The organism is Kineococcus aridisoli, assembly GCF_050871885.1.
GTDB lineage: Bacteria > Actinomycetota > Actinomycetes > Actinomycetales > Kineococcaceae > Kineococcus.
This window is the reverse complement of sequence record NZ_JBJLSF010000009.1, coordinates 21071-46416: the sequence shown is the minus strand read 5'-3', so window position 1 is coordinate 46416 and position 25346 is coordinate 21071. Positions and strand designations below refer to the sequence as shown.

The following is a 25346-nucleotide window of genomic DNA, read 5'->3' as shown; positions in this document are numbered from 1 at the left end:
CCCATGGACCTCTCCGCAGCACAGCCGCCCACCCCCGCAGCGCGGGAGGCGGCCGCCGTGCGGGAGTGGTGGTGGGCCGCCCCGGCGGCGCTGCGCGCGCAGCTGTCGCGCTCGGGCCCGCAGGCCCCGCTCTCCCGCACGGTGTCCTCGCAGCTCTCGCGCCTCGGGGTGACCTGCAGCCTGGTCCTCGTCGCCGAGCACGACCGCCTCGTGCGGCGCGCGCTGCCGCCGGCGGCCCTGCGCCAGCTCATGGCCGAGCACACCGCCGAGCACACGCCCGAGCACACGCCCGCACCCGCCGAGCGCACCGGCGCACCCACCGGCCAGGGCCGGGCGGAGGGCTAGGCGGAGGGCCGGGCGGAGGGCTGCGCCAGGGGCACGCGCGACCAGACGGTCTTGGTCCCGCGCCCGTCGTGCGGGCGCACCCCCCACTCGGAGCTGAGCAGCTGCACCAGGTGCACCCCCCGGCCGCCGACCGCGTCCGGCAGGGCGGCGACCTGCTCGGGCAGGCGCCGGCCGCCGTCGCTGACCGCGAGCACCACGCCGTCGCCGGCGTCGCAGTCGAGCGCCAGCGCGATCGGCGGTCCGCCGTGGCGCACGGCGTTCGTCACGAGCTCGCTGACGACGACCTGCGCGGCGGCCAGCGCCGTGCCGGCGTGGTCGTGGCACCAGTGCTCGTCGAGGAAGCGCCGGGCCAGGCGCGCCGAGGAGGGGTGGACGGGGAGGGGGGTCTGCGCCCGCGGGCTGGAGCTGCACACGCGCACATCCTCGCCGCCGCCGGGCCTCCCGGCCCGCCGGGACGCCGCCACCGAGGGGCGCGCCCGCCCGCCCGCACTGGCACACTCGCCGACGTGACCGCTCCCCTCGCCCCGCGCACCCGTCCAGCCGTGGCCCGGCTCGTCGACCACACCCTGCTCAAGCCGGAGGCCAGCGCGGCCGACGTCGCCGCCCTGTGCGACGAGGCGCGCTCGCTGGGCGTCCTGGCCGTCTGCGTCTCCCCCTCGATGCTCCCCGTCGCCGGCGAGGGCCTGGTGGTGGCGACCGTCTGCGGGTTCCCCTCCGGCAAGCACACCAGCGCCGTCAAGGCCGCCGAGGCCGCCGCCGCCGTGCAGGCCGGCGCCGACGAGGTCGACATGGTCATCGACGTGGGCGCGGCGCTGGCCGGCGAGGTCGACGCGGTGCGCGAGGACATCGCCGCCGTGCGCGCCGCGGTCCCCGCGCCCACCGTGCTGAAGGTCATCGTCGAGTCCGCCGCCCTGCCCGACGACGTCCTGGTCGCGGTGTGCCGGGCGGCGGAGGAGGCGGGCGCGGACTTCGTGAAGACGTCCACGGGCTTCCACCCCGCGGGCGGGGCCACCGTCCACGCCGTGCAGGTCATGGCCGCCACCGTCGGCGGCCGGCTGGGGATCAAGGCGAGCGGCGGGATCCGCACCACCGAGGCCGCGCTGGCGATGCTCGACGCCGGCGCGACGCGGCTGGGGCTCTCCGGCAGCGCAGCCGTCCTGGCCGGGCTGGAGGACGCGCGGTGAGCGCGGAGAACGGCATCGAGTGCTGGCTGACCGACATGGACGGGGTGCTCGTCCACGAGGAGCACGCCCTGCCCGGGGCCGCGGAGTTCCTGCAGCGCCTGGCCGACTCCAGCCGCCGGTTCCTGGTGCTGACGAACAACTCGATCTTCACCCCGCGCGACCTGGCCGCCCGCCTCTCGCGCAGCGGCATCGAGGTGCCCGAGGAGAACATCTGGACCTCGGCGCTGGCGACGGCCGACTTCCTGGCCCGGCAGATGCCGGGCGGGTCCGCGTACGTCATCGGCGAGTCGGGCCTGACCACCGCGCTGTACGAGGCGGGGTACACCACGACCGACACCGACCCGGACTACGTGGTGCTCGGCGAGACGCGCACGTACTCCTTCGAGGCCATCACCAAGGCGATCCGCCTGGTGGAGGCCGGTGCCCGGTTCATCGCCACGAACCCCGACGCCACCGGACCCTCCAAGGAGGGTTCGCTGCCGGCGACGGGGTCCGTGGCCGCGCTCATCACCCGGGCCACGGGGGCCGAGCCGTACTTCGTCGGCAAGCCGAACCCGATGATGTTCCGCTCGGCGATGAACCGCATCGAGGCCCACTCGGAGACGACCGCGATGATCGGCGACCGCATGGACACCGACGTCGTGGCCGGCATCGAGGCGGGCCTGCGCACGTTCCTCGTCCTCACCGGCTCGACGAGGGCGGAACAGGTCGAGCGCTTCCCGTTCCGCCCCCACCGCGTCGTCGAGGGCATCCGCGACCTGGTCGACCTGATCTAGCCGCCGGCCGGCGGCCGGCGGGTCTCAGACGTCCGCGCCGAGCACGTGCGCCATCACCCGGTGCCCGCGCGCCTCGGAGTGCCGGCTCTGGCGCTCCAGCGCGCGCGCGAGCAGCAGGTGCGCGTATGCGTCGGAAGGGCTGCGCCGCACCAGGTCCCGCGCCTGCTCCTCGGCCTTGACGAGCATGGCGGCGGAGAAGTAGGAGCGCGCCAGCAGCTCGCGCAGCGAGCGGTCGTCGGGGTGGCGCTCCACGAGGGGTTCCAGCGAGCGGACGGCGTCGGTGTAGCGGCGGTCGTCGAAGGCGCTCCGGGCGATCTCGAAGGTCAGCAGGTCCATGTCCACGGGAGCTGGAACGCCGCCGCGCGCACGCCGATTCCGCACGCCGATTCCGCACGCCGCCCCCGCACGCCCGCCGGGACGGGTTCAGGCCCAGCCGAGCTCGTGCAGCCGCTCGTCGTCGATGCCGAAGTGGTGGGCGATCTCGTGCACGACGGTGATCCGCACCTCCGCGACCACCTCCTCGCGGGTCGCGCAGACCGCGAGCGTGGGCCGCCTGAAGACGGTGATGCGGTCCGGCAGCGAACCGGCGGCCCACCAGGAGCCGCGCTCGGTCAGCGGGGTCCCCTCGTACAGGCCCAGCAGGTCCGGCGGCATCCCCTCGGGCGGGACGTCCTCCACGAGGACGACCACGTTGTCCATCGCCCGCGCCAGCTGCTCGGGCACGGAGTCGAGGGCGTCGGCGACGGCCTCCTCGAACTCCTCCTCGCTCAGGAGCGCCACGCCGGTTCCGGCCGGCGCCGGGAGTCGATCTCGCGCACGGGCCGGCGCAGCCGCCGCAGCCGCTCCACGACGACGGCGTCGACGCCGACGGGCGCCTCGCTGAGCAGCGCCGACCCGGTGTGCACGTGCAGCAGGACCAGGTCCCGGGCGAACGCGGCGTCCTGGGCGCGCACGGTCTCCAGGTGGACGATCCCCGAGCCGCCGGCCCACGGCCGCGTGCCGGCGGGGCAGCGGCGGTGCGCGATGACGGTCACCCGGTAGCGCTGCATCCACGCATCGTGTCGCGGTGGTCGGCACCTGTCGAGCACCCCGTCTCAGCTGCGTCTCAGCTCCGCTCCCGGCGGTGGCACCGCACCCGGCCCACCGCCTCAGCAGCAGCGCGAGGAGACCGTCGCGGCCCGGGCGTCGGCCCGCCGGCGCTCGAAGTCGCGGCGGCTCAGCGGCGGGTGCCCGTGCTCGGCGCACCCGGCCAGGTAGGCCTCCCAGCGCGCCCGGCCGCCGATCTCGCGCAGGTACCAGCGCACCCCCGCCACCAGCCGCCTCACGGGCGCACCCCGCTGCCCGCCCGCTCCAGCTCCGCCCGCAGCTCGCGCAGGCGGGTGCGCTCGGCCGCGTCCACGACCAGCCCCGCGGGCTCCACGAGCCGCGACGGCGTCGCCGGCACCTCCCGGGTCGGCAGCGAGCCCGCCCGCAGCGCGCGCACCACGACGACCGCGGCGTTGACGGCGACGACGAGCACGAGCACCGCGAACAGCGCCTGCAGGACGCCGTTGACGGTGGAGTTGGTGACGACCTGCTGCATCTGCGCGGCGTCCCTGGCCGGCGCCAGGACCTCCCCGGCCGCGAGCGCGTCGGCGTAGCGGGCGCGCTGGGCGAAGAAGCCGATGGTCGGCTCGTCGGAGAAGACCTTCTGCCAGCTGGCGGTCATCGTGGTCACCAGGTCCCAGGCCAGCGGCACCCCCGTCACCCACGCGTAGCGGGCGCGGCCGTGCTTGACGAGCAGCGTCGTGGCCAGGGTGAGGGCGATCGCGGCGAGCAGCTGGTTGGCGATCCCGAAGAGCGGGAAGAGCTGGTTGATGCCGCCCAGGGGGTCGGTGACGCCCGCGTAGAGGAAGTAGCCCCAGGCCGCGACGACGACGGCGCTGGCGATCACGTTGCCGGGCCGCCACGACAGGTCGCCGAACCTCTTCCACACGTTGCCGACGGTGTCCTGGAGCATGAAGCGGCCCACCCGGGTGCCCGCGTCCACGGCGGTGAGGATGAACAGCGCCTCGAACATGATCGCGAAGTGGTACCAGAAGGCCTGCAGCCCGCCGCCGAAGGCGGTGTGGAAGACCTGGGAGATGCCCAGCGCCAGCGCCGGCGCCCCGCCCGTGCGCGAGACGACGCTCTCCTCGCCGATCGCGCGGGCCGCCGCCTCCAGGGCCTCGGGCGTCGTCGCGAAGCCCAGGCCGCTGACGAACTCGGCCGCGGTGGCGGGGGTGCCGCCGGTGGCGCCGGCCGGGGAGTTGACCGCGTAGTAGAGGCTCTGGTCGATCACTGACGCCGCGATGAGCGCGCTGATCGCGACGAAGCTCTCCATGAGCATCCCGCCGTAGCCGATGAGGCGGACCTGGCGCTCCTTGGCGACCATCTTCGGCGTCGTGCCGCTGGCGATGAGGGCGTGGAAGCCCGAGAGCGCGCCGCAGGCGATGGTGATGAAGACGAACGGGAACAGCGAGCCCGCGAAGACCGGGCCGTCCCCCTCGCGGGCGAAGCTCGTGACCGCGTCGTTGGCCAGCACCGGCCGCGCCACCAGCAGGCTCACCGCCAGCAGCGCGATGACGCCGATCTTCATGAAGGTCGACAGGTAGTCGCGCGGGGTCAGCAGCAGCCAGACCGGCAGCACGGAGGCCACGAAGCCGTAGGCGACGAGCGCCACGACGAGGGTCTCCGGGCTCAGGGTGAGCGTCTCGGCCAGCCCCCAGCGCTCCACGTAGCCGCCGCCGACGATGGCGGCCAGCAGCAGCACGACGCCGATCCCGGTGGTCTCCAGCACCCTGCCGGGGCGCAGGTAGCGCAGGTAGACGCCCATGAACAGGGCGATGGGGATGGTCAGCGCGATGGAGAAGACGCCCCACGGGGAGTCCGCGAGGGCGTTGACGACGATGAGCGCGAGCACCGCCAGGATGATGATCATGATGGCGAACACGGCCACCAGCGCCGCCGCCCCGCCCACGGGGCCGATCTCCTCGCGGACCATCTGCCCCAGGCTCTTGCCGTCGCGGCGCATCGAGAAGAAGAGCACGGTGAGGTCCTGCACCGCCCCGGCGAAGACCACGCCGACGACGATCCAGATCGTGCCGGGCAGGTAGCCCATCTGCGCGGCCAGGACCGGGCCGACGAGCGGGCCGGCGCCGGCGATGGCCGCGAAGTGGTGGCCGAAGAGGACCCGCCGGTCGGTGACCTCGAAGTCGACGCCGTTGCCCAGGCGCTCGGCCGGGGTGGCCCGCCGGTCGTCGGCGCGCAGCACCCGGTAGGTGATGAAGCGGGCGTAGAAGCGGTAGGCGATGGCGTAGGAGGCGAGCGCGGCGAAGAGGACCCACAGCGCGTTGACCGACTCCCCCCGCGCCAGCGCCAGGACCGTCCACGCGATCGCGCCGACGACCGCGACGGCGCTCCAGACCAGGGTCGAGCGGATGTCCAGCCTTCTCACGACCGCCTCCTCGCGGGTTGGGACTCCCCGCAGGATGCCGGAGGGTCACCGCCGGGGCACGCCGCGACACGGCACGGCGCCGCGCGGGAGCGGCGGGCGGGCGGCGGCGTGACGAGGCGGGCCCGCGGTCGTGGCAGGATTCCCCGGTGCGATTGGCTGAGCAGCTCGACGGCAAGCGGTTCCTGCTGACCGGGGTCACCGGCTTCATCGGCGAGGCGCTGATGCAGCGGCTGCTCGTCGACCTGCCCGGCACCTCGGTGGTCGCCCTGGTGCGCCCCAAGCCCGGTCAGAGCGGCGAGGACCGGCTGCGCTCGGTGCTGCGCAAGCAGGTCTTCCAGGCGGCCGGCGAGGCCGACGACCTGCTGAAGACGCGCGTCGAGGCGCTGGAGGGCGACCTGGCCGCCGTCCCGGAGCTGCCGGAGGGCATCGACGTCGTCGTGCACTGCGCCGGCGACGTCTCCTTCGACCCGCTGATCCAGGACGCCTTCACGACCAACGTGATCGGCACCCGCCAGCTGGTGGAGCGCACGCTGGCCGTCAGCGAGGCCCAGGGGCGGCCCGTGCACTACGTGCACATCTCGACCGCCTACGTCGGCGGCCGCCGGCGCGGCGCGGTGCCCGAGCGGGCCGTGGACCACACCGTCGACTGGCGCGCCGAGACCGCGGCGGGCATGCGGCTGGCGGAGCGGATCGAGGAGGACTCCCGCCTGGACGCGCAGCTGCGCCGCTTCCTGCGCGCCGCCGAGCGCGACCACGGCCGCGCCGGGCCGCTGACGGTGGCGGCCGCGGCCGAGGAGCGCCGCCGCCAGTGGGTCGCCGAGCAGCAGAAGGCGGCCGGCAAGGAGCGGGGCCGCACGCTGGGCTGGACGGACTGCTACACGTTCACCAAGTCGATGGGCGAGCGCTGCGTCGAGGAGCTGGCCGCGCCGGTGGTCCCCACGACGATCCTGCGCCCGAGCATCGTGGAGTCGGCCCTCAAGCACCCCTACCCGGGGTGGATCGAGGGCTTCAAGATGGCCGAGCCGATCATCCTGGCCTACGGCCGCGGGGAGCTGACGGAGTTCCCGGCGGCCCCCGACTCCGTGGTCGACATCGTGCCGATCGACCACGTCGTCAACGCGATCCTCAAGGCGTCGGCCACCCCGCCGCCGCTGTCCCGGCCGGCCTACTACCACGTGTCCTCGGGCAACCGGAACCCCACGACCTTCCGCGACCTGTACGAGCACGTGCGGGCGTACTTCACCGAGCACCCCTTCGACTCCTCCCCCGAGGTGCTGCCGACGTGGGACTTCCCCGGCGTCGACAAGGTCGAGCGGCAGGTGCGCACCGGTGAGCGCCTGGCCCGCCTGGGCGACCGGGCGCTGGCGCTGGCCCCGCGCTCGGAGCGGGCGCGCGCGGCCTCGCGCAAGCTGGACAAGGCCCGCGGCCAGGTGGACTTCGCCCGGCGCTACATGGACCTGTACAAGGCGTACACCGAGGCCGAGCTGCGCCTGGTGGACGACAACACCCTCGCGCTGCACCGCTCCCTGGACCCGGCCGACGTCGAGCTGTTCGGCTTCGACACCGCCGTGGTGGACTGGACGCAGTACTTCGAGAAGACGCACTGCCCGTCGGTGACCTCGCAGATGCGCAAGTACGAGGAGATCCGCCGCCGCCGCAAGCAGGCCGAGGTCACCGGGCTGCGCCCGCCCAGGCCGGTCGAGCCGGGCGCCGCCCCGGTCCTGGCCGTCTTCGACCTCGCGGGCACGCTGCTGCCGGGCACGGTCGTGGACACCTACCTGAGCCTGCGCCTGTCGCAGCTGGACGCCCCCGCCCGCATCGCCGAGTTCGGGCGCGTCATGCGGCACCTGCCGGGCTGGATCGCCGCCGAGCGCCGCGACCGCGGCAGCTTCCTGCGCTCGCTCTTCCGCGGCTACGCGGGGGTGGACCTCGACGCCCTGGAGACCCACGTCGACGACGTCTTCGCCCCGCGCTTCCTGGAGCAGGTCTCCTCCGACGCGCTGCGGCGCATCCAGGCGCACCGCGACGCCGGCCACCGCACCGTCCTCATGACCGGGGACGTGCGCCAGGTCACCCGCCCGCTGGCCGGGCTCTTCGACGAGGTGGTGTGCACCGAGCTGGACGAGGAGCGCGACGCCGCCGGGCACCGGCGGGCCAGCGGCTTCCTCACCTCCCCGCCGCTGGTCGGCGAGGCGCGGGCGGCGTGGCTGCGCCGCTACGCGGAGGTCGAGGGCGCGGACCTGGCGGCCAGCTACGCCTACGCCGACTCCCACTCCGACGTGCCGCTGCTGCGGACGGTGGGCAACCCGACGGCCGTCTCCCCCGACGTGCCGCTCTTCCGGGCGGCGCGCGCCTCGCGCTGGCCGGTGGCCGACTGGGCGGCGTCCTCGCCGGCGCGCCGGCTGCGGGTGCCGCAGCAGGTCCTGGCCGGCACGGACTGACCCCGTCCGTGGCAGGATGCGCCTCGTGCGCTCTTCACCGTCACTGACCGCCGGTGTCGAGGACCGAAGGATGGCGATGTTGATGGGGCTCCCCCGGCCGAACCGGATCGTGCGGGCACTGCCGTTGCGGCGCAGGCGTTCCGGGACGGCTCCCGATCCGGGCGACGACAAGGGCGGGCGCCGGGTGCACCGCAACGACTGGGTGCGCTCGGCCCCGGCGACGGCCGTGCGCTCGGTGCTGCAGCGGGCGCTGCTGTCGCCGGTGCTGCGCGCGGAGCTGTCCATCTCGGTGCACGGCGCGGAGGTGCTGGACCGCCTGGGCGGGCCGGCCGTGCTGGTGGCCAACCACTCCTCGCACCTGGACGCCCCGGTGATCCTGCAGGCGCTCGGGCCGCGGCGGCGCCGCCGCGTGGCCGTCGCCGCCGCCGCGGACTACTTCTTCGACGTCTGGTGGCGCTCTGCGCCCTCGGGCCTGGTCATCGGCACCTTCCCGCTGGACCGGCGCGGCGGGCCGGGCGCGAGCGCGCCCTCGCGCCTGCTGGCCGACGGCTGGAGCCTGGTGATCTTCGCCGAGGGCGGTCGCAGCTACACCGGCGAGATGCGCCCCTTCAAGAAGGGCGCGGCCTACCTGGCCCTGGAGGCGGGCGTGCCGGTCGTGCCGATCGCGCTGCGCGGCACCTTCGACGCGATGCCGCCGCGCAGGAACTGGCCCGCCAAGGGCCGTCCGCCCATCACCGTGACGTTCGGCGAGCCCCTGCACGGCCAGCCGGGCGAGCGGGCGGGCGACTTCACCCCCCGCATCGAGGAAGCCGTCGCCAAGCTGCTCGCCAACAGCTGACGCACCGGTGCGCCCGACGTGACGTGCACCACGTCCGGGCGTCCGGGTGGTGTACGGGAGGCCTCCGTCTTGTTACCGTCGATCCGTCCCCGACTCCGTCAGGGACACGGCAGCGGAGACGCCGAGTCCTGCCCACCGCGCCGGTAGCAGATCAAGGGGGCAGGAGCGGGGGACCCATGGTTCCTCGGACGAACGGCGCACCGACGGTGCACCGGGAGTCCTCGGGGTGAAGCCGCGTCCGCGCGGCCGGGTCAACAACCTTCGACCCGAACCCGACAGCTCACCTCGCAGGCGTTGGAGGTCTCGATGTCTGCGATCCGTCGCACCCTTCTGTCCGCACGCCCCGTCCGCCGCGCCCTGCTGGCCACCGCCGCGGCGGCCGCCACCGGTGCCGCCGTCATCGGCACCGCCGGCGGTGCGTCCGCCGCCCCGGTCTCCGAGTGGGACCGCCTCGCCCAGTGCGAGTCGGGCGGCAACTGGCGCATCAACACCGGCAACGGCTACTACGGCGGGCTGCAGTTCAGCTCCCGCACCTGGACCGGCTTCGGCGGCGGCCAGTTCGCCCCCCGCGCCGACCTGGCCACCCGCGAGCAGCAGATCGTCACCGCCGAGCGCGTGCTCGCCAAGCAGGGCTGGCGCGCCTGGCCGTCGTGCTCGCGCAAGCTCGGCCTGCGCGGTGCGGCCGACCCGGTCGGCATGGAGCAGGCGCTGCTGCACCCCGCCCCCGCCCCGGCCCCGGCTCCCGCGCCCGCCCCGGCGCCGGTCCCCGTCGTCTTCTCCGCCCCGGCGCCGGCTCCCGCCGGGCGCACCCACGTGGTGGCACCCGGCGAGACCCTCTACCGCATCGCGGTCAACGAGCGCGTGGCCGGCGGCTACGTGGCGCTGTGGAACGCCAACCGCGCCCTCATCGGCGACAACCCCGCGCAGATCCGCGTCGGGATGGTGCTCGTCCTGCCCTGAGGCGGGACCGGCTCACGCCGGCGCGTCGCCGTGGTCGGGGATCGGCAACCGCTCCCCGCCACGGCGCATCGACTCGTGGGCCACGACACCGGGCAGCGTGAAGCGCGCGGCCACCCAGGCGTTGACCGGCGGCTGCGTCCGCGTCTGCACGGCGCGCACGAAGTCGTCGACGAGGAAGTGGTGGGCGCCCTCGTGCCCGTTCGGCGCGCCGGTGAAGCTCTCCGGCAGCCGGCTGCGGTCGTGCACGGGGGCGGTGCCGGAGACGAACGCGGCCCGCAGCGCGGGTGAGACCCCCGCCAGCGAGGGGTCGTCCTCGGACAGGCTGGGCCGCGCCTCGAGCAGCTCGGTGACGTCGGTGAACCCCTGCTTGTCCTGCCACACGCTCTGGTTCACCGTCTGCTCGAAGCTCGCCTCGGTGCCGAAGAAGCGGAAGCGCGACTCCTTCAGGTGCGAGGGGTAGCCCACCCGGCGGAACTCGTTCGTGCGCATCGACCCGCCGTCGGCCAGCTCGAAGAGCGCGGTGGCGTTGGAGACGTCGTTGTCGAACATGCTCACCGCGCGGTCGAACACCCCGTCCCCGCGGCGGTCGGGGGTGCCGATGCAGCTGACGCTGACGGCGTGCGTGGGCAGCGCGCCGAGCACCCCGCCGATCGCGTGCGTGGGGTAGAGCATCGGCGGGTAGCTGGCGGTGGCCTTCCACCCCTCGCCGCCGGAGTAGCGGTAGGCGTCGTAGAAGCCGAGGTCCATGTCGTGGACGTAGTCGCCCTCGGCGTAGAAGACCTGGCCCAGCTCGGCCAGGCGCTGGCGCACGTAGACGGCCGCCGGGTTGTAGTAGCTCGTCTCGCCCATCATGTACGTCAGCCCGGTGCGGCGGACCCGGTCGACGATCGCGGCGATCTCCTCGGCCGTGATGGCCATCGGCACGGCCGAGTAGACGTGCTTGCCGGCGTCGAGGGCCGCCGCGACGAGCGGGCCGTGCGTCCAGCGCTGGGTGAACACGGCGACCGCGTCGACGTCGGAGGAGAGCACGTCCTCGACCGAGTCGAAGGTGCCGGCCAGGCCCTGCGCGTCGACGAGGGCCTTGGCCCGTTCGGGCAGCAGGTCGGTGACGTGGATGTCACCGACCCCGGGGTGCAGCGAGAAGAGCTTGGAGAAGGAGCCGGCGAACTGTCCCGCGCCGACGATGCCGAGGGTGAATGTCACCCTGCATGAGTACCGACGCCGCTCGCGCCGGGTCAATGCGGCTGTGCCCGCCAACCCTCCAGGATGCTCAGGGGCGCTGGCCGAAGACGTGCCGGCGGACCCAGGCGTGCATGGCGACCGCGGCCGCGGCACCCACGTTGATCGAGCGGGTGGAGCCGAACTGGGCGATGGCCAGCACGTCGACGCAGGCCGCGACGGCCTGCTCGGTCAGCCCCGGCCCCTCCTGGCCGAACAGCAGCACGCACTCGCGCGGCAGGTCGTAGGTCTCCAGCGGCACCGAGCCGTCGACGTTGTCGATGCCGACCAGCGGCAGGCCCCGCCCGGCGGCCCACGCCGCGAGCGCGGCGACGTCGGCGTGGTGGTGGACCGACAGGTACCGGTCGGTGACCATCGCCCCGCGGCGGTTCCAGCGCCGGTGCCCGACGACGTGCGCGCCGGCGGCGTTCACGGCGTTGGCGGTGCGGACCACCGAGCCGATGTTGGCGTCGTGCTGCCAGTTCTCCACGGCGACGTGCAGCGGGTGGCGGCGGGTGTCCAGGTCGGCGACGATCGCGGCGTTCGACCAGTAGCGGTAGCGGTCGACGACGTTGCGGCGGTCGCCCTCGCGCAGCAGTTCGGGGTCGAACCGCGGGTCCTCGGGCCAGGGGCCCTGCCACGGTCCGACCCCGACGACGCGTTCCGGCTCGCTGTCCACGCGCTCATGGTCGCAGCCGGGCCGCGCGGTTCAGGCGGCGCGCCGCCAGGCCGAGCGGAACCCCAGCGAGCGGCCGGTCTGCAGCAGGCTGTTCTCGTACAGCCGGCGGGCGATCGTCACGAACACCATGGCGGTGAGCGCGATGACCGCCAGCGAGAGCAGCGGCTCCCACAGCGCGACGTCGCCCTGCACGATGCGCTTGGGCATGACCATCGGCGACGACAGCGGCACGTAGCTCAGGACGGTCTGCAGCGTTCCCGGTTCGTTGGTGAAGAACGTCGCGATGAACGGCAGCATGACGAACATCTGCACCGGGGTCGCCGTCGACTGCAGGTCCTCCAGCCGGCTGGCCATCGCACCGGCCGCCGCCCACAGGCACGACAGCATCGCGAACCCCAGGACGAAGAACACCACGAACCACACCGCGGCCGCGGGGATGCCGGGCAGCGAGCGGAGCAGTTCGCGCTGGCCGACCGCCAGCGAGCCGACCCCCGCCACGACGAGCAGCACGATCTGCCCGAAGGCCAGCAGGCCGTTGCCGAGGATCTTGCCGATGAGCAGCTGGCGGACGGGGACCGTCGTCACGAGCAGCTCGATGACGCGGGTCTGCTTCTCCTGCACCACGCTCTGCGCGATGGAGTACCCGAAGATGACGACGATCTGCATGAAGAGGACGGCGAACGCCAGGCCGAGGAAGTAGACGACGAGGGGGTCGACGGCGTCGGGGGCCAGCAGCCGCTGCTCGGGCGGCGGCAGCGCCAGCACGCGCGAGGTGTCCTGCGCGCTCACCCCCAGCTGCTCGAAGCCGGCGACGGTCTGGGCGGCGGTGATGCGCTGGAGCAGGACCGCGCTCAGCCGGTCGGGCACCGAGCGGTCGCCGACGACGGCGGCGCGCCCGTCGGTGACGACGACGGCGGCCTCGACGTCGCCGGAGCGCACGGCCGCCTCGGCCGCGGCGGTGTCCGCGACCTCGCGCAGGTGCACGCGCGTGTCGGGGTCCTCCGCCGGCAGCGCCGCGACGACCCCCCGCGCCTCGGGCGCGACGGCGACGTCGTAGTCGTGGGTGCCGCCGGCGAAGACGCCGGGCAGCACGGCCGCGGCGGCCACGACGACGAACAGGAAGATGGTGGAGAAGACGAACCCCTTGTCGCGCAGCCGCTCCAGCATCTCCCGCTGGGCCACGATCCACCACTGCCGCTGCACCCGGCCCTGCCCCGGCGCCCGGACCCGCTCCTCCGCCTGCGCCTGCACCTGCTGACCGCTCACCGGGACACCTCCTGGAACAGCTCGGACAGGGACGGCAGGACGGGCGCGAAGGAGCGCACCGGCCCGCGCCGGACGGCCTCGGCGAGCAGCCGCTGGTCCAGGTCGGCGTCGGGGCCGGCCTCCGGCAGCTGCAGGACGACACCGCGCGGGCCGCGTTCGAGCACCTGCACGCCGGGCACGTCGCGCACCCAGTCCAGGTCGGCGTCGCTGACCAGGGAGTAGCGCGAGCCGGCGCGCTCGCGGCGCAGCGCCTCCGGCTCCCCGGCGGCGACGACGCGGCCGGCGTGCAGGATGACGAGCTCGTCGCACAGCCGGTCGACGAGGTCGAGCTGGTGGCTGGAGAAGAGGACGCCGACCCCGGCCCGCACGCGTTCGCGCATCAGCTCGGCCATGGCGTCGACGGCCAGCGGGTCCAGCCCGGAGAACGGCTCGTCGAGCACGAGCAGCTCGGGGTCGTGCACGAGCGAGGCGGCGACCTGCACGCGCTGCTGGTTGCCCAGCGACAGCGACTCGAGCCTGTCGTCGGCGCGGTCGCCCAGACCGAGCCGGTCCAGCAGGTCCCGCCCGCGGCGGGCCGCGGCGGCGCGGTCGACGCCGTGCAGGCGGGCCAGGAAGACCAGCTGCTCCAGCAGCCGGCCCTTGGGGTAGAGGCCGCGCTCCTCGGGCATGTAGCCGAAGCGGCGGCGGACGGCCAGGTCGGGTTCGCGCCCGCGGAAGGTGACGGTGCCGCTGTCGGCGGCCAGCACGCCCAGCGCGATGCGCATGGTCGTGGTCTTGCCGGCGCCGTTGGCGCCCACGAAGCCGACCATGCGCCCGTCGGGGACGCTGAGGCTGACGTCGTCGAGGGCGAGGCGGTCTCCGAACCGGCGGGTGATGGAGTCCAGGACGAGCATGGCGGGAACCCTAGGGGCGCCCGTGCGTCACGGACGTCCACCGAAGGGTGGCCGTTCCTCGGCCGCGGGGTGGATCCGCACGGCGGTCGCCTTGACGGCGAGGTGGACCACGGCGCCGGGGACCAGGTCGAGCTCGGCCGCCGCGGCGAGGGTGAGGTCGGCCAGCAGCTCGAGGTCCCCGGCGCGGGCGCGCAGCCGCACGACCTCACCGCGCGGCTGGACGTCGACGACGGTGGCCGGCCAGCGGTTGCGGGGGCTGCCCCCGGGGTCGGCGGCGTGCACGGCGACCGCGGACGGGCTGAAGACCGCGACCGCCGCCTCGCCCGGCCGGCAGGCGGGGTCCACCACCCCGGCGACCTCGTGGCCGCCGGCCGTGCGCAGGCCGCCGCCCCCGGCGCGGCCGGGCAGCAGCACGAGCCCGGCCACGCGGGCGCCGAAGGCGCTGCGCGGGGCGGACAGCACCTGGCGCACCGGCCCGCGCTCGCTGATGCGCCCGGACTCCACGACGACGACGGTGTCGGCGAGGGCGAGCGCGTCGAGCGGGTCGTGGGTGACGAGCACGGCGCACCGGTCCCCCTCCCCGCCGCCGCCGTCCCCGCCGCCGCGCAGCACGCCGCGCAGGACCCGGCGCACCTCCGGCGCCGCCGCGGCGTCCAGCGCGGCCATCGGCTCGTCGAGCAGCAGCAGGCGCGGGTCGGCGGCGAGCGCGCGGGCGAGCGCGACGCGCTGGGCCTGGCCGCCGGACAGCTGCCGGGGACGTCGGTCGGCGAGGTCGGCCGCCCCCACCGCCTCCAGCCAGCGCAGCGCCTCGCGGCGCGCGCGGGCCCGGGAGGCACCACCGCTGCGGGGGCCGAAGGCGACGTTGGCCGCGACGCCCAGGTGCGGGAAGAGCAGCGGTTCCTGGGCGAGCAGCCCCACCCCGCGCCGGTGCGGGGGGACGAAGGCGCCCCGGGCCTCGGAGAGCACCCGCCCGTCGAGCACGACGCGCCCGCCGGTGGGCCGCAGCAGCCCGGCCAGCAGGGCGAGCAGCGTGGACTTGCCGGCCCCGTTGGGGCCCAGCACCGCGAGCACCTCCCCGGGGGCGACCTCCAGCTCGAACGCGGCGCCGCGCGGGGCGTGCCGGACGGCGGCCAGCAGCCCCTGCCCCGCCTGCCGCTGCACGCCCGGCTCACGCACCGGTGGCGGTGCGCCCGCGCACGAGCACCACGACGAGCACCGAGACCGCGACGAGCAGCAGCGAGAGCGCGACGGCGGCGTCGGGGTCGCTCTCGCGCTGCAGGTAGATCTCCAGCGGCAGCGTGCGGGTGACGCCCTGCAGGCTGCCCGCGAAGGTGACGGTGGCGCCGAACTCGCCGAGGGCCCGCGCGAAGGCGAGCACCGCGCCGGAGACCAGGCCCGGGCCCACGAGCGGGAGGGTGACGCGGAACAGGACCCGGCCGGGGCGCGCGCCCAGCGTGGCCGCGACGGTCTCGTAGCGGCGGCCGGCGGTGCGCAGCGCCCCCTCCAGGCTGACGACGAGGAAGGGCAGCGCGACGAACGTCTGCGCCAGGACGACCGCGGCGGTGCTGAAGGCGATGCTCACCCCGAAGCCGTCGAGCACCCCGCCGAGCAGGCCGCGCCGCCCGAGCGCGTACAGCAGCGCCAGCCCGCCCACGACCGGCGGCAGGACCAGCGGCAGCAGGACGATCGAGCGCAGCACCCGCAGGCCGGGGAGGTCGCCGCGCGCCAGCACCAGCGCCATCGGGACGCCGAGGACCAGGCAGCAGCAGGTGCTGGCCGTCGCGGTCTGCACGCTCAGGCGCAGCGCGGCCGTGGAGGAGGGGGAGGTGACGAGGTCGCCGAAGCGGGCCCAGTCCACGCGCGCGATGATCGCGGCGAGCGGGAGGAGGACGAGCAGCAGCCCGGCCGCGGCCGGGACGTGGACCCAGCGGGGCAGGCCCACCACGCGCTCGTCCCGGCTCACGCCGCGGGGACCCCGAACCCCGCCGCGCGCAGCGCGGAGCGGCCCTGCTCGCCCGCGACGAACTCGACGAAGCGCCGGGCGAGGTCGGCGTCGGCGGCCTCGCGCAGCGCGGCGACCGGGTAGGTGTTCACCGCGCCGGCCGCCTCGGGGAAGGGCACGCCGGTCACGGCGTCGCCGGCGGCGGCCACGTCGGTGACGTAGACCAGCCCGGCGTCGGCCTCGCCGGAGACGACCTTGCCCAGCACGTCGGTCACCGAGGACTCCTCGCTGACGGGGGCCAGGTCGACGCCCGTGCGCTCCTGCAGGGTCCGCGCCGCGGACCCGCAGGGCACCTGCGGCGCGCAGAGCACGACCCGCGCACCGGGCCGGGCGAGGTCGGCGAAGGAGGTGATGCCGGCCGGGTTGCCGGGCGGGGTGGCGATCTGCAGCACGTTCGTGGCGACGTCGACCGGCTCGCCCGCGGTCAGGGAGGCGTCCACCACCTGCGCCATGGTCCTCTCGTCGGCCGAGGCGAGGACGTCGGCGGGGGCGCCCTCGACGACCTGGCTGACGAGGTCGGAGGAGCCCGCGAAGCTGGAGGTGACGCGCACGCCCGGGTGCGCCTGCTCGAAGCGCTCGCCGATCGCGGTGAACGGCTCCCGCAGCGAGGCGGCCGCGAAGACGGTGAGGGTCCGCTCGTCCTGCGCACCCGCGGAGGCGCCGCCGGAGGGGGCGCACGCGCCGAGCAGCAGCCCGGCCGCGAGGACCGCGGCGGCGGGGCGGGAGGCCGCGCGGCGGGCGGGGCGGGCCCTCACGAGCGGCCGGCCGCGGTCTCGACGACGACCGTGGTGGCCTTCACGACGGCGGTGGCGCGGCTGCCGGGTTCCAGGTGCAGCTCCTCGGCGGCCTCGCGGCTCATGAGCGAGACGACGCGGTGCGGTCCGCACTGCATCTCCACCTGCGCCATGACGCCGTCGGCCACCACGCGGGTGACCAGGCCGGTGAAGCGGTTGCGCGCCGAGCGCCGCACGGCGGCCGGGTCGCTGGCCGCCGCGGCGGCGTGCTCGACGGCGAAGGCGGCCAGGGCGGCGCCGTCCACGACGGTGCGCCCGCCGGCGTCCAGGGTGCTCGGCAGCGCGCCGGCGTCCGCCCAGCGGCGGGCGGTGTCGTCGGAGACGCCGAGCAGGTCGGCGACCTCGCGGATGCGGTACAGCGGCACGAGGGCACTCTAGCCGCAGGTGCGGCCGGAACGGCCCGCAGCGCCCGCGCCTGCGGGCGCCCAGCGGAGGTCAGGCGGGGCGGGACCCGTGCGAGCGCAGCAGCTCGGCCATCTCCGGCAGGTCGAAGACCTCGGCGACGGCGAGGCCGGACTGGCGGCCCAGCGCCGGGTCGGCACCGGCTTCCAGCAGCGCGGTGACGACGTCCGCGGCCCGGCGGAAGACCGCCGCCCCCAGCGCCGTCTGCCCCTTGTCGTTGACGCGCGCGTGGTCGGCCCCGCGCTCCAGCAGCGCGCGGACGGTGTCCGGGTGCACGTGGTAGGCCGCCAGCAGCAGCAGCGTGTCGCCGCCGGAGTTCGTGAGGTCCACCGGCACGCCGGCGTCGACGCGCTCGGCGAGCTCGGCCGTGCGGCCGGCGCGGGCCAGGTCGAAGGTCTCCTGCAGGAAGCGCAGCTCGTCCTCGGTCAGTGCGTCGCTCACCGGCCGATCGTAAGCCGCGCGCCGCAGGCACTGGCGCCGGACGGGGCCCTGCCCGTACCGTGACTGAACCGGTTCGGCACCGTCCGCGCCGGGACGAGGGCGTCCAGAGAGGGTCGCCCTGCGAGGTGGACCCGAGAGGACGAGAACTCCCCCCCATGGCCGATCAGACACTGACCATCGACAAGGTCTCCGTGCAGCTGTACACCGTCCGCGAGGCGCTGGCTGCGGACCTGGACGGCACGCTGGCGCGGCTGGCGGGCTTCGGGTTCCGCAAGGTCGAGCCCTTCGGGCTGGCCGACTCCGCCGAGGCCCTCGCGCCCGCGCTCGCCCGCCACGGGCTGAGCGCCCCCAGCGCGCACGCCAAGGTCGTCGGCGGCGACGTCGACGCCGTCCTGGCGGCCGCCGCCACGACCGGCACCACCTTCGTGGTCGAGCCGCACGTGGACCCCGCGCGCTGGACCACCGCCGAGGACGTCGCGGCGATCGCCGCCGAGCTCAACGCCGCCGCCGCGAAGGCCGCCGACGCCGGCGTGACCATCGGCTACCACAACCACCAGTTCGAGCTGGAGAACCGCATCGGCGGCCGGCCCGCGCTGGAGGTCCTGGCCGACTCCCTCGACGACTCCGTCGCCCTGGAGGTCGACACCTACTGGGCGGTCGTCGGCGGTGTCGACGTGCCCGAGCTGCTCGGCCGGCTGGGCTCGCGCGTCAAGGCCGTCCACCTCAAGGACGGCGACGGCACGATGGACACCAAGAAGCAGGTCGCCTTCGGCGCCGGCCAGCTCGACGTGGCCGCCATCCTCGCCGCCGCGGGCGGGGTCGACCTCGGTGGGGGGGGGGGGGGGGGGGGCCGGGGGGCCGTCGGCGAGGCCGTCGCCGCCCCCAACCCCCACCCCACCCACCCCCTCCCAACACCCAGCCGCGCACCCCACCCCCCCCCCCCCCCCCCCCCCCCCCCCCCCCCCCCCCCCCCCCCCCCCCCACCGGCGACGTCTTCGACGCCGTCGCCGCCAGCTACGAGCACCTCACGAAGGCCCTGGCATGAGCGAGCAGCGCACCGGACCCGTCGGCATCGGCATCATCGGCGCCGGCGTCATCAGCGGCACCTACCTCGAGAACCTCACGAGCTTCCCCGACGTGCGGGTGCACGCCATCGGCGACCTCTTCCCCGAGGCCGCCAAGGCGCGCGCCGAGGAGCACGGCGTCCCCCGCCACGGCGGCATCGACGCCGTGCTGGAGGACCCCGAGGTCGAGATCGTCGTCAACCTGACGATCCCCGCCGCCCACGTCGAGGTCTCCCTGCAGGCCCTGGCGGCCGGCAAGCACGTGTGGAGCGAGAAGCCCGTCGCCCTCGACCTCGAGGGCGGCCAGCGGCTGCTCGGCGCGGCGGACGCGGCGGGCCTGCGCCTGGGCTGCGCCCCGGACACCTTCCTCGGCACCGGCTTGCAGACCGCGCTCAAGGCCCTCGCCCGCGGCGACATCGGCACGCCGCTGACGGCCCTGACGCTCATGCAGTCGCCGGGGCCGGAGTCCTGGCACCCCAACCCGGCCTTCCTCTTCCAGACCGGCGCGGGCCCGCTGTTCGACATCGGCCCCTACTACGTGACGACGCTCGTGCAGGCCTTCGGGGCGGTCGAGTCCGTCGCCGCGATCGGGTCCAAGTCGCGCGAGTCGCGCGTCATCGGCTCCGGCCCCAAGGCGGGCGAGAGCTTCGAGGTGACCGTCCCCACCCACGTCAGCGCCCTCGCCCGCTTCAGCAGCGGCCAGAGCTCGCAGAGCACCTTCAGCTTCGACTCCCAGCTGCAGCGGCACGGCTTCGTGGAGATCAGCGGCACCGAGGCGACGCTGGCGCTGCCGGACCCGAACAACTTCGACGGCGACGTCCGGATCATGCGCAAGGGCGGCGAGGACTGGGAGGTCCTGGCCTCCACGAAGGCGCAGTCCACCCGCGGCACCGGGGTGCTGGAGATGGCGCGCGCGCTGCGCGCCGGGCGCCCGCACCGCGTGCAGGGCTCGCTGGCCCACCACGTCCTCGACGTCATGGTCGCCATCGACGAGTCGGTGCGCACCCGGCAGTTCGTCGACGTCACGAGCACGGTCGAGAAGGCCGCCCCGCTGCCGGACGACTGGGACCCCTTCGCCCGCACGGTCTGATCGGGCACGCCGCACGACGGTCCACGACCGCCGTCCGGCTGAGCATCACCCGGACGGGGTCCGCCGCACGGTGGACCCCGTCCGCGTGTCCGCGCAGCTCACGTCATCCTCTGGGCTGATCATCGGCCGCGGCCGTTCCCGGCGCTGCGGGCCGGACTTACCCTGGAGCACGTGCCCCTGCTCGCCGACGTCTCGGCCGTCGTCTCCGCCGCAGCCCCCGCCGCGGCCCCCGCGCTGCTGCCGGACTGGCTGGAGCCGACCGGACTGCTGAACTCGCTCGGAGGGTGGGCCCTGTGGGGCGCGGCCCTCATCGTCTTCGCCGAGTGCGGTCTGCTCGTCGGCTTCTTCCTGCCCGGCGACTCGCTGCTGTTCACCGTCGGGCTCTTCCAGCACGAGGGCTTCGTGCCGCACCCGCTGTGGTTCGTCTGCCTCGTGCTGTCGGTGGCGGCCTTCGTCGGCAACGTGACCGGCTACGAGATCGGCCGCAAGGCCGGCCCGGCGGTCTTCGACCGGCCGGGCTCGCGGATCTTCAAGCGCAAGCACGTGGAGCAGACGCAGGAGTTCTTCGCCAAGTACGGCGCCCGGGCGATCATCCTGGCCCGCTTCGTGCCGATCGTGCGCACCTTCATCACCGTCGCGGCCGGTGCGGGGCGCATGCACCGGCGCACCTTCTTCCTCTTCTCCGGCATCGGCGCCGTCCTGTGGGGCACGGGCGTGACGGTCCTCGGCTACGGCCTGGGCAGCATCACCCTGGTCCGCGAGAACATCGAGATCGGCCTGCTGGCCCTCGTGGTCGTCTCGCTGGTGCCCATCGGCATCGAGGTGCTGCGCGCCCGCGCCAAGGAGCGCAGGGCCGCCCGCATCCCCGCGCAGGCCGCGGCCGTGGACGACAAGGCCCCCGAGACCCAGCGCTGAGCACCCACCGGGCAGGATGACGGGATGGCCCGTCAGCGTCTCCTGCTGTCCCTGCGGTGGGGGGACATGGACGCCTACCGCCACGTCAACAACGTCGAGGTGCTGCGCCTGCTCGAGGAGGCGCGCGTGCGGGCCTTCGGCATGGCCCACCGGGACGGCGGGGTGCCCATGCTCGCCACCGGGATGGTGGTGGCCCGGCACACCGTGGACTACCTCAGGCCCCTGGACTACCGGCTGGAGCCGGTGGCCGTGGACCTGTGGGTCAGCCGCACCGGCGGGGCGAGCTTCGAGGTCTCCTACGAGGTCCTCGAGGCCGACGAGGCGGCCGTCGGGGAGCTGCGCACCTACGTGCGCGCCACGACGACCTGCGTGGCCTACGACTTCGCGGCCGGGCGGCCGCGGCGGCTGGGCGAGGACGAGCGCTCCCAGCTGGCCCTGCTGGCCGGCTGAGCGGGCGTCCCCGTGTCCGAGTGGCTGTCCCAGCTCGCCGACCCGAACCTCGAGGAGCTCGGGGCCTACGGCGTGTACGCCCTCGTCTTCGGCATCGTCTTCGCCGAGACGGGCACCCTCGTCGGCTTCTGGCTGCCCGGCAGCACCGTGCTGTTCACCGCCGGCCTGCTCGCCGCCCGCGACGGCTCCCCGCTGTCGCTGCCGGTGCTCGTCGTCGGCGTCACGCTGGCCGCCGTGATCGGCGACACGGTGGGCTACTGGTCGGGGCGCCGGCTGGGCCGGCCGTGGCTGCTGCGCCGCGCCGGCAAGGCCGCGCAGCACCTGCCGCGGGCCGAGGCCTTCTACGAGCGCTACGGCTGGTTCGCCGTCGTGGGCTGCCGCTACATCCCGTGGCTGCGGGCCTTCACCCCGATCATCGCCGGCACCGCCGCGATGCCCTACGCCAAGTTCGCCTCCGCCAACGTCGTCGGCGCCATCACGTGGGGGGCGCTGCTGGTGCTGGCCGGCTACGCGGCCGACTCGCTGCCGTGGGTGCGCTCCCTGGCGTACTCGATCGCCGGCGTGGCCGTCCTCTTCTCGGTCCTCGCCCCGCTCGTCGGCTGGCTGCGGCGGCGCCGGCGCAGCCGCCCGCCGGCGCAGCCGTGAGGCAGCCGCTGCCGGTCCCCGCCCGGGCCGTGCGCACCGAGTCGCTCGTGGAGCGCTCGCGCTTCACGTGCACGCTGGAGCCCGTCGAGGACACGGCGGCCGCGGAGGCCGTCGTGGCGCGGGTGCGCCGGGAGTTCCCCGACGCCCGCCACCACTGCACGGCGAGCGTGCTCGGCGAGGACGGCGCGCTGGTGCGCTCCAGCGACGTCCCCCGCGAGCGGGAGGTGCCCCCAGGCGAGCCCGCCGGCACGGCCGGCGCCCCGGTGCTGGCGGCGCTGCGCGGCGCGGGGGTCACCGGTGTCGTCGCGGTCGTCAGCCGCTGGTTCGGCGGGGTGCTGCTGGGCACCGGGGGCCTCGTGCGCGCCTACGGCGGGGCGGTCTCCGGCGCGCTGGCCGCGGCCGGGACGGTGCACCGGGCCTGGGCCGACCTCGTGGAGGTGCGGGCCGGGCACGCCGACGCGGGCCGCCTGGAGGCCGAGCTGCGCCGCGCGCACGCGCCGGAGGAGGTGCGCTGGAGCGCGGACGGCTGGCGGGCGGTCGTCGCCGTCGCCCCCGGCGGCCGGGACGCGCTGGGCTCCACCCTCGCCGCCGCCGGCTTCGACGTCCCGCTCACCGTCCTCGACCGCGTCCTCCGCCCGGTCAGGGGCGGCGGACCACGGTGAGGCGCACGGCGACGGTGACCTCGGCCGGGTCGGCGACGGCGGCCAGGCGGGCGTCGAGGTCGGCGGTCTCGACGTGGTGGGCGCTGGGTCCCATGAGCACGAGCGCGCGCAGGTCCTCGCGCCCGAAGGAGCGCCGCACCCGCAGCTCGCGCTCGGTGACGGCCTCGAAGGCCGCGAGGTCGGCGTGCAGCCGGTCCGCCTTGCGCTCCTCGACGCCGACCATGCCCAGCGGCCCGCGGACCTGCTCCAGGTGCTCGGGCAGCGGGGTGACCACGATCCAGCGCCCGCCCGGGCGCAGCACCCGGGCGACCTCGGCGACCCCGCGCGGGGCGAAGACCGTCGTGACCAGGTCCGCGCAGGCGTCCGCGAACGGCAGGCCGCGCCACACGTCCGCCCCCACGGCCGCGGCGCGCGGGTGGCAGCGGGCGGCGCGCTTGAGGGCCGCGGTGGAGGCGTCGACGACGACGCCGTGCGCGCCGGTGGCCTCCAGGACGGCCGCCAGGTAGTGCCCGGTGCCCCCGCCCACGTCCACGACGAACCGCGCGGGGGCGGCCAGCGCGGCCACGGCGGCGGCGACGGCGTCGTAGTGCCCGGCGCCCAGGAAGCGCTCGCGGGCGGCGACCATCGCCGGGGTGTCACCGGGCGCCTTGGCGCCCGCGGCGAGGGTCAGGTGGCCCTGGCGCGCCAGGTCGAAGCGGTGCCCGGCCGCGCAGCCGACCCCGGGGCCGAGCGCCCGCAGGCCCTGCGCGCACACCGGGCAGCGCAGCGCGGGCAGCGCGGCCCGCAGCCCCTCCGGCAGCGCGTTCAGCGCTCGTGGTCCGCGGCCGCGCCCAGCGGGTGCAGACCGGTCAGCGCCCCCACCCAGGAGGCGGGCACGGCGGCCAGCCGGCTGTCGTAGGCGCGCACGGCGGCCGCGTGGAAGGCGAGGTCGCCGGCGAGGCGGTGCTCGGCGTCGGCCATCGCCCGGTGCAGCTGCGGGTCCGCTCCCTGCTCACCGCCGGCGTGCAGGGTGAGGTCGGCCAGCCGGCTGCGGCGCTGCTCGGCCAGCGCCCCCGCCTCCACGGCCAGGTCGCGCATGCGCACCAGCGCGGCCCGGGTGCTCACCGCCCACAGCAGGGCGAGCAGGACCAGCAGCAGCACGACGACGAGGACGACGGTGCCCGCGGTGCCCATCAGGAGCCCTCGCCGGCGAGGCCGATGTCGGCCAGCCCGAAGGCGGCCCGGTACTCCAGGCCGGCGGCCTCGACGCGCTCCTTGGCGCCGGTGTCGCGGTCGACGATGACGGCGACCCCGACGACCTGCGCACCGGCCTCGCGCAGCGCCTCGACGGCGGTGAGCACGGAGCCGCCGGTGGTGGAGGTGTCCTCCACGGCGAGCACCCGGCGGCCCGCGACGTCGGGGCCCTCGATGCGCCGCTGCAGGCCGTGGGCCTTCTCCGCCTTGCGCACCACGAAGGCGTCCAGGGCCCGGCCGCCGTGGGCGGCCGCCCAGCCGCGGGCGTTGGCGGCGTGGACCATCGCCAGCGCGACCGGGTCCGCGCCCATGGTCAGCCCGCCGACGGCCTCGAAGTCCCAGTCGGCGACGAGGTCGAGCAGCACCGGGCCGATGAGCGCGGAGGCCTCGCCGTCCAGGCTGGTGCGGCGCAGGTCGACGTAGTAGTCGGCCTGCTCGCCGCTGGACAGCGTCACCCGCCCGCGCACGACGGCCTTGTCCGCGACGAGCGCGGCGAGGCGGGTGCGGGCGGTGCTGGTGGCCGGCTCGGGGGCTGGGGTGCTCACGGCACGGCAGCTTAGGCGAGCTGACCCGCCAGCCACTCCAGCTGGCGGCGCCAGTGGTGCGACTGGCCGCCCTCGTGGCCGTTGAAGGGGTAGACCGCCAGCTCGCAGCGGCCGCCGCCGCGCAGCCCGTAGCGGCGGTGGGCCGCCCACACCGTCGACGGCGGGCAGGTGCGGTCCATGAGGGCCACCGAGACCAGCGCGGGGGCGCCGGCGCGCGCGACGAGGTGCGCGACGTCGAAGTGGTCGAGGGTGGTGAGCACCTGCTCGACGCGGTCGCGGTGGACGGCCAGGTAGCGGGTGATCTCGGCGTAGGGCTCGGTGTCGGCCACGAGCACGGCGCGGCGGAACCACGACAGGAACGGCACGTCGGCCATGACGGCGCGCACCCCGGGCGCCAGCGAGCCCGCGGCCAGCGCGATCCCGCCGCCCTGGCTGGTCCCCGTGACGCTCACGGCGTCCGCCAGCACGTCCGGCTGGCTGCGCGCGGCCTCGACGGCGCGGACCGCGTCGGTGAAGACCCGCCGGTAGTAGTAGGTGTCGCGGTCGAGGATCCCGCGCGTGGTGAAGCCCGGTGCGGACACCTCGGAACCGGCCGGGTCGCCGGTCGCGCCCCCGCCGCCCCACACGGCCCCCTGCCCGCGGGTGTCGACGACGAGGTGGGCGTAGCCCGCGCTCGCCCAGGTGAGCCGGTCCTCGGCCAGCCCGCGCCCGCCGCCGTAGCCGATGAACTCCACGACGGCCGGCAGCGGCCCCGGCACGCCCGCGGGGCGCACGAGCCAGGCGTTGACGCGGTCCCCGCCCCAGCCGGCGAAGGAGAACTCCTCGTGCACCAGGGTCGTCAGGCGGGTCGCCACCGGTGCGCGGCGCACGTCGAGGGGGTGGGCGGCGGCCTGCTCCAGGGTGGTCCGCCAGAACTCGTCGAGGTCGGCGGGTTCGTCGAGGACGACCTCCAGGCGCTCCAGCTCCTCCAGGGACATGTCCGACAGCGCCACACCGACTCCTCGTCGACCGGAACGGTTCCCCCGCCA

Annotated in this window: 30 protein-coding genes, 1 pseudogene and 1 riboswitch; of the genes and pseudogenes, 12 read left to right on the top strand and 19 right to left on the bottom strand. The window is 75.6% G+C overall.

Translation table 11 applies throughout. The features are described 5' to 3' along the window. The first annotated feature begins 3 nt into the window (after positions 1–3). Positions 4–345, top strand: a complete 342-nt coding sequence (locus ACRYM2_RS04455) for a hypothetical protein (protein ID WP_432520152.1) — start codon at positions 4–6, stop codon at positions 343–345. Here ACRYM2_RS04455 and ACRYM2_RS04450 read toward each other — a convergent pair. After that, positions 342–758: an ATP-binding protein gene (locus ACRYM2_RS04450; RefSeq protein ID WP_432520151.1), complete on the bottom strand. Its 417-nt coding sequence runs from the start codon at positions 756–758 to the stop codon at positions 342–344. The two genes, ACRYM2_RS04455 and ACRYM2_RS04450, sit on opposite strands and share 4 nt — an antisense overlap. A 93-nt stretch (positions 759–851) precedes the next feature. Between ACRYM2_RS04450 and deoC the strand changes: the two genes are divergently transcribed. Together deoC and ACRYM2_RS04440 are read left to right on the top strand one after the other, a co-directional pair. After that, entirely contained in the window at positions 852–1529 is a 678-nt protein-coding gene (gene deoC / locus ACRYM2_RS04445) for a deoxyribose-phosphate aldolase (protein ID WP_432520150.1), read from the top strand. Between the two features lie 35 nt (positions 1530–1564). Then, entirely contained in the window at positions 1565–2305 is a 741-nt protein-coding gene (locus ACRYM2_RS04440) for an HAD-IIA family hydrolase (protein WP_432520203.1), read from the top strand. Between the two features lie 24 nt (positions 2306–2329). Here the strand turns inward: ACRYM2_RS04440 and ACRYM2_RS04435 are convergent, their stop codons facing one another. The 5 genes from ACRYM2_RS04435 to ACRYM2_RS04415 all read right to left on the bottom strand — a co-directional run bounded on the left by ACRYM2_RS04435 (position 2330) and on the right by ACRYM2_RS04415 (position 5771). Then, positions 2330–2641 (bottom strand): tetratricopeptide repeat protein, encoded by a 312-nt coding sequence (locus tag ACRYM2_RS04435; RefSeq protein WP_432520149.1) that lies wholly within the window; start codon positions 2639–2641, stop codon positions 2330–2332. 87 nt (positions 2642–2728) lie between these two features. Continuing rightward, a complete protein-coding gene (locus tag ACRYM2_RS04430) occupies positions 2729–3076 on the bottom strand; it encodes a metallopeptidase family protein (protein ID WP_432520201.1) in 348 nt (115 codons plus the stop codon). After that, entirely contained in the window at positions 3073–3354 is a 282-nt protein-coding gene (locus ACRYM2_RS04425) for a hypothetical protein (protein ID WP_432520148.1), read from the bottom strand. Before ACRYM2_RS04425 ends, ACRYM2_RS04430 begins: the two co-directional genes overlap by 4 nt. A gap of 99 nt (positions 3355–3453) precedes the next feature. Continuing rightward, positions 3454–3630, bottom strand: coding sequence for a CstA-like transporter-associated (seleno)protein (locus ACRYM2_RS04420; RefSeq protein ID WP_432520147.1), 177 nt, complete (start codon positions 3628–3630; stop codon positions 3454–3456). Further along, positions 3627–5771: a carbon starvation CstA family protein gene (locus tag ACRYM2_RS04415; protein ID WP_432520200.1), complete on the bottom strand. Its 2145-nt coding sequence runs from the start codon at positions 5769–5771 to the stop codon at positions 3627–3629. Before ACRYM2_RS04415 ends, ACRYM2_RS04420 begins: the two co-directional genes overlap by 4 nt. Positions 5772–5926: 155 nt before the next feature. Between ACRYM2_RS04415 and ACRYM2_RS04410 the strand changes: the two genes are divergently transcribed. From ACRYM2_RS04410 to ACRYM2_RS04400, 3 genes are all read left to right on the top strand, one after another. Continuing rightward, entirely contained in the window at positions 5927–8221 is a 2295-nt protein-coding gene (locus ACRYM2_RS04410; protein ID WP_432520146.1) for an SDR family oxidoreductase, read from the top strand. 76 nt (positions 8222–8297) lie between these two features. Continuing rightward, the gene (locus ACRYM2_RS04405; RefSeq protein ID WP_432520145.1) at positions 8298–9059 is read left to right on the top strand and encodes a lysophospholipid acyltransferase family protein; all 762 of its coding nucleotides are present in this window, start codon (positions 8298–8300) and stop codon (positions 9057–9059) included. A gap of 109 nt (positions 9060–9168) precedes the next feature. Beyond that, positions 9169–9368, top strand: a riboswitch (cyclic di-AMP (ydaO/yuaA leader). Next, complete coding sequence (locus ACRYM2_RS04400) at positions 9366–10019, top strand: transglycosylase family protein (protein ID WP_432520144.1); 654 nt, start codon at positions 9366–9368, stop codon at positions 10017–10019. Its footprint overlaps the riboswitch before it by 3 nt. Positions 10020–10031: 12 nt before the next feature. Here the strand turns inward: ACRYM2_RS04400 and ACRYM2_RS04395 are convergent, their stop codons facing one another. The 9 genes from ACRYM2_RS04395 to ACRYM2_RS04355 form a co-directional block, all read right to left on the bottom strand. After that, positions 10032–11222 (bottom strand): Gfo/Idh/MocA family protein, encoded by a 1191-nt coding sequence (locus ACRYM2_RS04395; RefSeq protein ID WP_432520143.1) that lies wholly within the window; start codon positions 11220–11222, stop codon positions 10032–10034. A gap of 67 nt (positions 11223–11289) precedes the next feature. Continuing rightward, a complete protein-coding gene (locus ACRYM2_RS04390; RefSeq protein ID WP_432520142.1) occupies positions 11290–11916 on the bottom strand; it encodes a TrmH family RNA methyltransferase in 627 nt (208 codons plus the stop codon). Positions 11917–11946: 30 nt separating this feature from the next. Then, a complete protein-coding gene (locus tag ACRYM2_RS04385) occupies positions 11947–13182 on the bottom strand; it encodes an ABC transporter permease (protein WP_432520141.1) in 1236 nt (411 codons plus the stop codon). Next, the gene (locus ACRYM2_RS04380) at positions 13179–14075 is read right to left on the bottom strand and encodes an ABC transporter ATP-binding protein (protein WP_432520139.1); all 897 of its coding nucleotides are present in this window, start codon (positions 14073–14075) and stop codon (positions 13179–13181) included. Before ACRYM2_RS04380 ends, ACRYM2_RS04385 begins: the two co-directional genes overlap by 4 nt. 27 nt (positions 14076–14102) lie before the next feature. Beyond that, positions 14103–15236, bottom strand: a complete 1134-nt coding sequence (locus tag ACRYM2_RS04375; RefSeq protein ID WP_432520138.1) for a sulfate/molybdate ABC transporter ATP-binding protein — start codon at positions 15234–15236, stop codon at positions 14103–14105. A gap of 7 nt (positions 15237–15243) precedes the next feature. Beyond that, complete coding sequence (locus tag ACRYM2_RS04370; protein WP_432520137.1) at positions 15244–16038, bottom strand: ABC transporter permease; 795 nt, start codon at positions 16036–16038, stop codon at positions 15244–15246. Further along, entirely contained in the window at positions 16035–16832 is a 798-nt protein-coding gene (modA, locus tag ACRYM2_RS04365) for a molybdate ABC transporter substrate-binding protein (RefSeq protein ID WP_432520136.1), read from the bottom strand. Before modA ends, ACRYM2_RS04370 begins: the two co-directional genes overlap by 4 nt. Further along, positions 16829–17236, bottom strand: coding sequence for a TOBE domain-containing protein (locus tag ACRYM2_RS04360; protein ID WP_432520135.1), 408 nt, complete (start codon positions 17234–17236; stop codon positions 16829–16831). Before ACRYM2_RS04360 ends, modA begins: the two co-directional genes overlap by 4 nt. A 70-nt stretch (positions 17237–17306) precedes the next feature. After that, positions 17307–17714, bottom strand: coding sequence for an ankyrin repeat domain-containing protein (locus ACRYM2_RS04355; RefSeq protein ID WP_432520134.1), 408 nt, complete (start codon positions 17712–17714; stop codon positions 17307–17309). 155 nt (positions 17715–17869) lie between these two features. On the opposite strand from ACRYM2_RS04355, the pseudogene ACRYM2_RS04350 reads away from it, so the two are divergent. The 6 genes and pseudogenes from ACRYM2_RS04350 to ACRYM2_RS04325 all read left to right on the top strand — a co-directional run. Beyond that, positions 17870–18460: pseudogene (locus ACRYM2_RS04350) on the top strand (sugar phosphate isomerase/epimerase family protein); the annotation flags it as partial. A 295-nt stretch (positions 18461–18755) separates the two neighbouring features. Further along, on the top strand, positions 18756–19868 hold the full coding sequence (locus ACRYM2_RS04345) for a Gfo/Idh/MocA family protein (RefSeq protein WP_432520133.1): 1113 nt from the start codon (positions 18756–18758) through the stop codon (positions 19866–19868). A 177-nt stretch (positions 19869–20045) separates the two neighbouring features. Further along, positions 20046–20783: a DedA family protein gene (locus ACRYM2_RS04340; RefSeq protein ID WP_432520198.1), complete on the top strand. Its 738-nt coding sequence runs from the start codon at positions 20046–20048 to the stop codon at positions 20781–20783. A 24-nt stretch (positions 20784–20807) separates the two neighbouring features. Beyond that, a complete protein-coding gene (locus tag ACRYM2_RS04335) occupies positions 20808–21233 on the top strand; it encodes an acyl-CoA thioesterase (RefSeq protein ID WP_432520131.1) in 426 nt (141 codons plus the stop codon). A gap of 12 nt (positions 21234–21245) precedes the next feature. Continuing rightward, the gene (locus ACRYM2_RS04330; protein WP_432520129.1) at positions 21246–21878 is read left to right on the top strand and encodes a DedA family protein; all 633 of its coding nucleotides are present in this window, start codon (positions 21246–21248) and stop codon (positions 21876–21878) included. Beyond that, entirely contained in the window at positions 21875–22540 is a 666-nt protein-coding gene (locus tag ACRYM2_RS04325) for a YigZ family protein (protein WP_432520128.1), read from the top strand. Before ACRYM2_RS04330 ends, ACRYM2_RS04325 begins: the two co-directional genes overlap by 4 nt. On the opposite strand, the gene ACRYM2_RS04320 is transcribed toward ACRYM2_RS04325, so the two are convergent. Genes ACRYM2_RS04320 through ACRYM2_RS04305 form a run of 4 tightly spaced genes read right to left on the bottom strand, consistent with a single transcriptional unit; the run spans position 22518 to position 25310 of the window. Continuing rightward, positions 22518–23294, bottom strand: coding sequence for a methyltransferase domain-containing protein (locus ACRYM2_RS04320; protein WP_432520127.1), 777 nt, complete (start codon positions 23292–23294; stop codon positions 22518–22520). The two genes, ACRYM2_RS04325 and ACRYM2_RS04320, sit on opposite strands and share 23 nt — an antisense overlap. Positions 23295–23344: 50 nt before the next feature. Next, positions 23345–23713: a hypothetical protein gene (locus ACRYM2_RS04315; protein WP_432520125.1), complete on the bottom strand. Its 369-nt coding sequence runs from the start codon at positions 23711–23713 to the stop codon at positions 23345–23347. Next, positions 23713–24318, bottom strand: a complete 606-nt coding sequence (pyrE, locus tag ACRYM2_RS04310) for an orotate phosphoribosyltransferase (RefSeq protein ID WP_432520124.1) — start codon at positions 24316–24318, stop codon at positions 23713–23715. The genes ACRYM2_RS04315 and pyrE overlap by 1 nt, the downstream gene beginning before the upstream one ends. 11 nt (positions 24319–24329) lie before the next feature. Next, positions 24330–25310 (bottom strand): acetylxylan esterase, encoded by a 981-nt coding sequence (locus ACRYM2_RS04305; RefSeq protein ID WP_432520123.1) that lies wholly within the window; start codon positions 25308–25310, stop codon positions 24330–24332. Between the last annotated feature and the right edge of the window lie 36 nt (positions 25311–25346).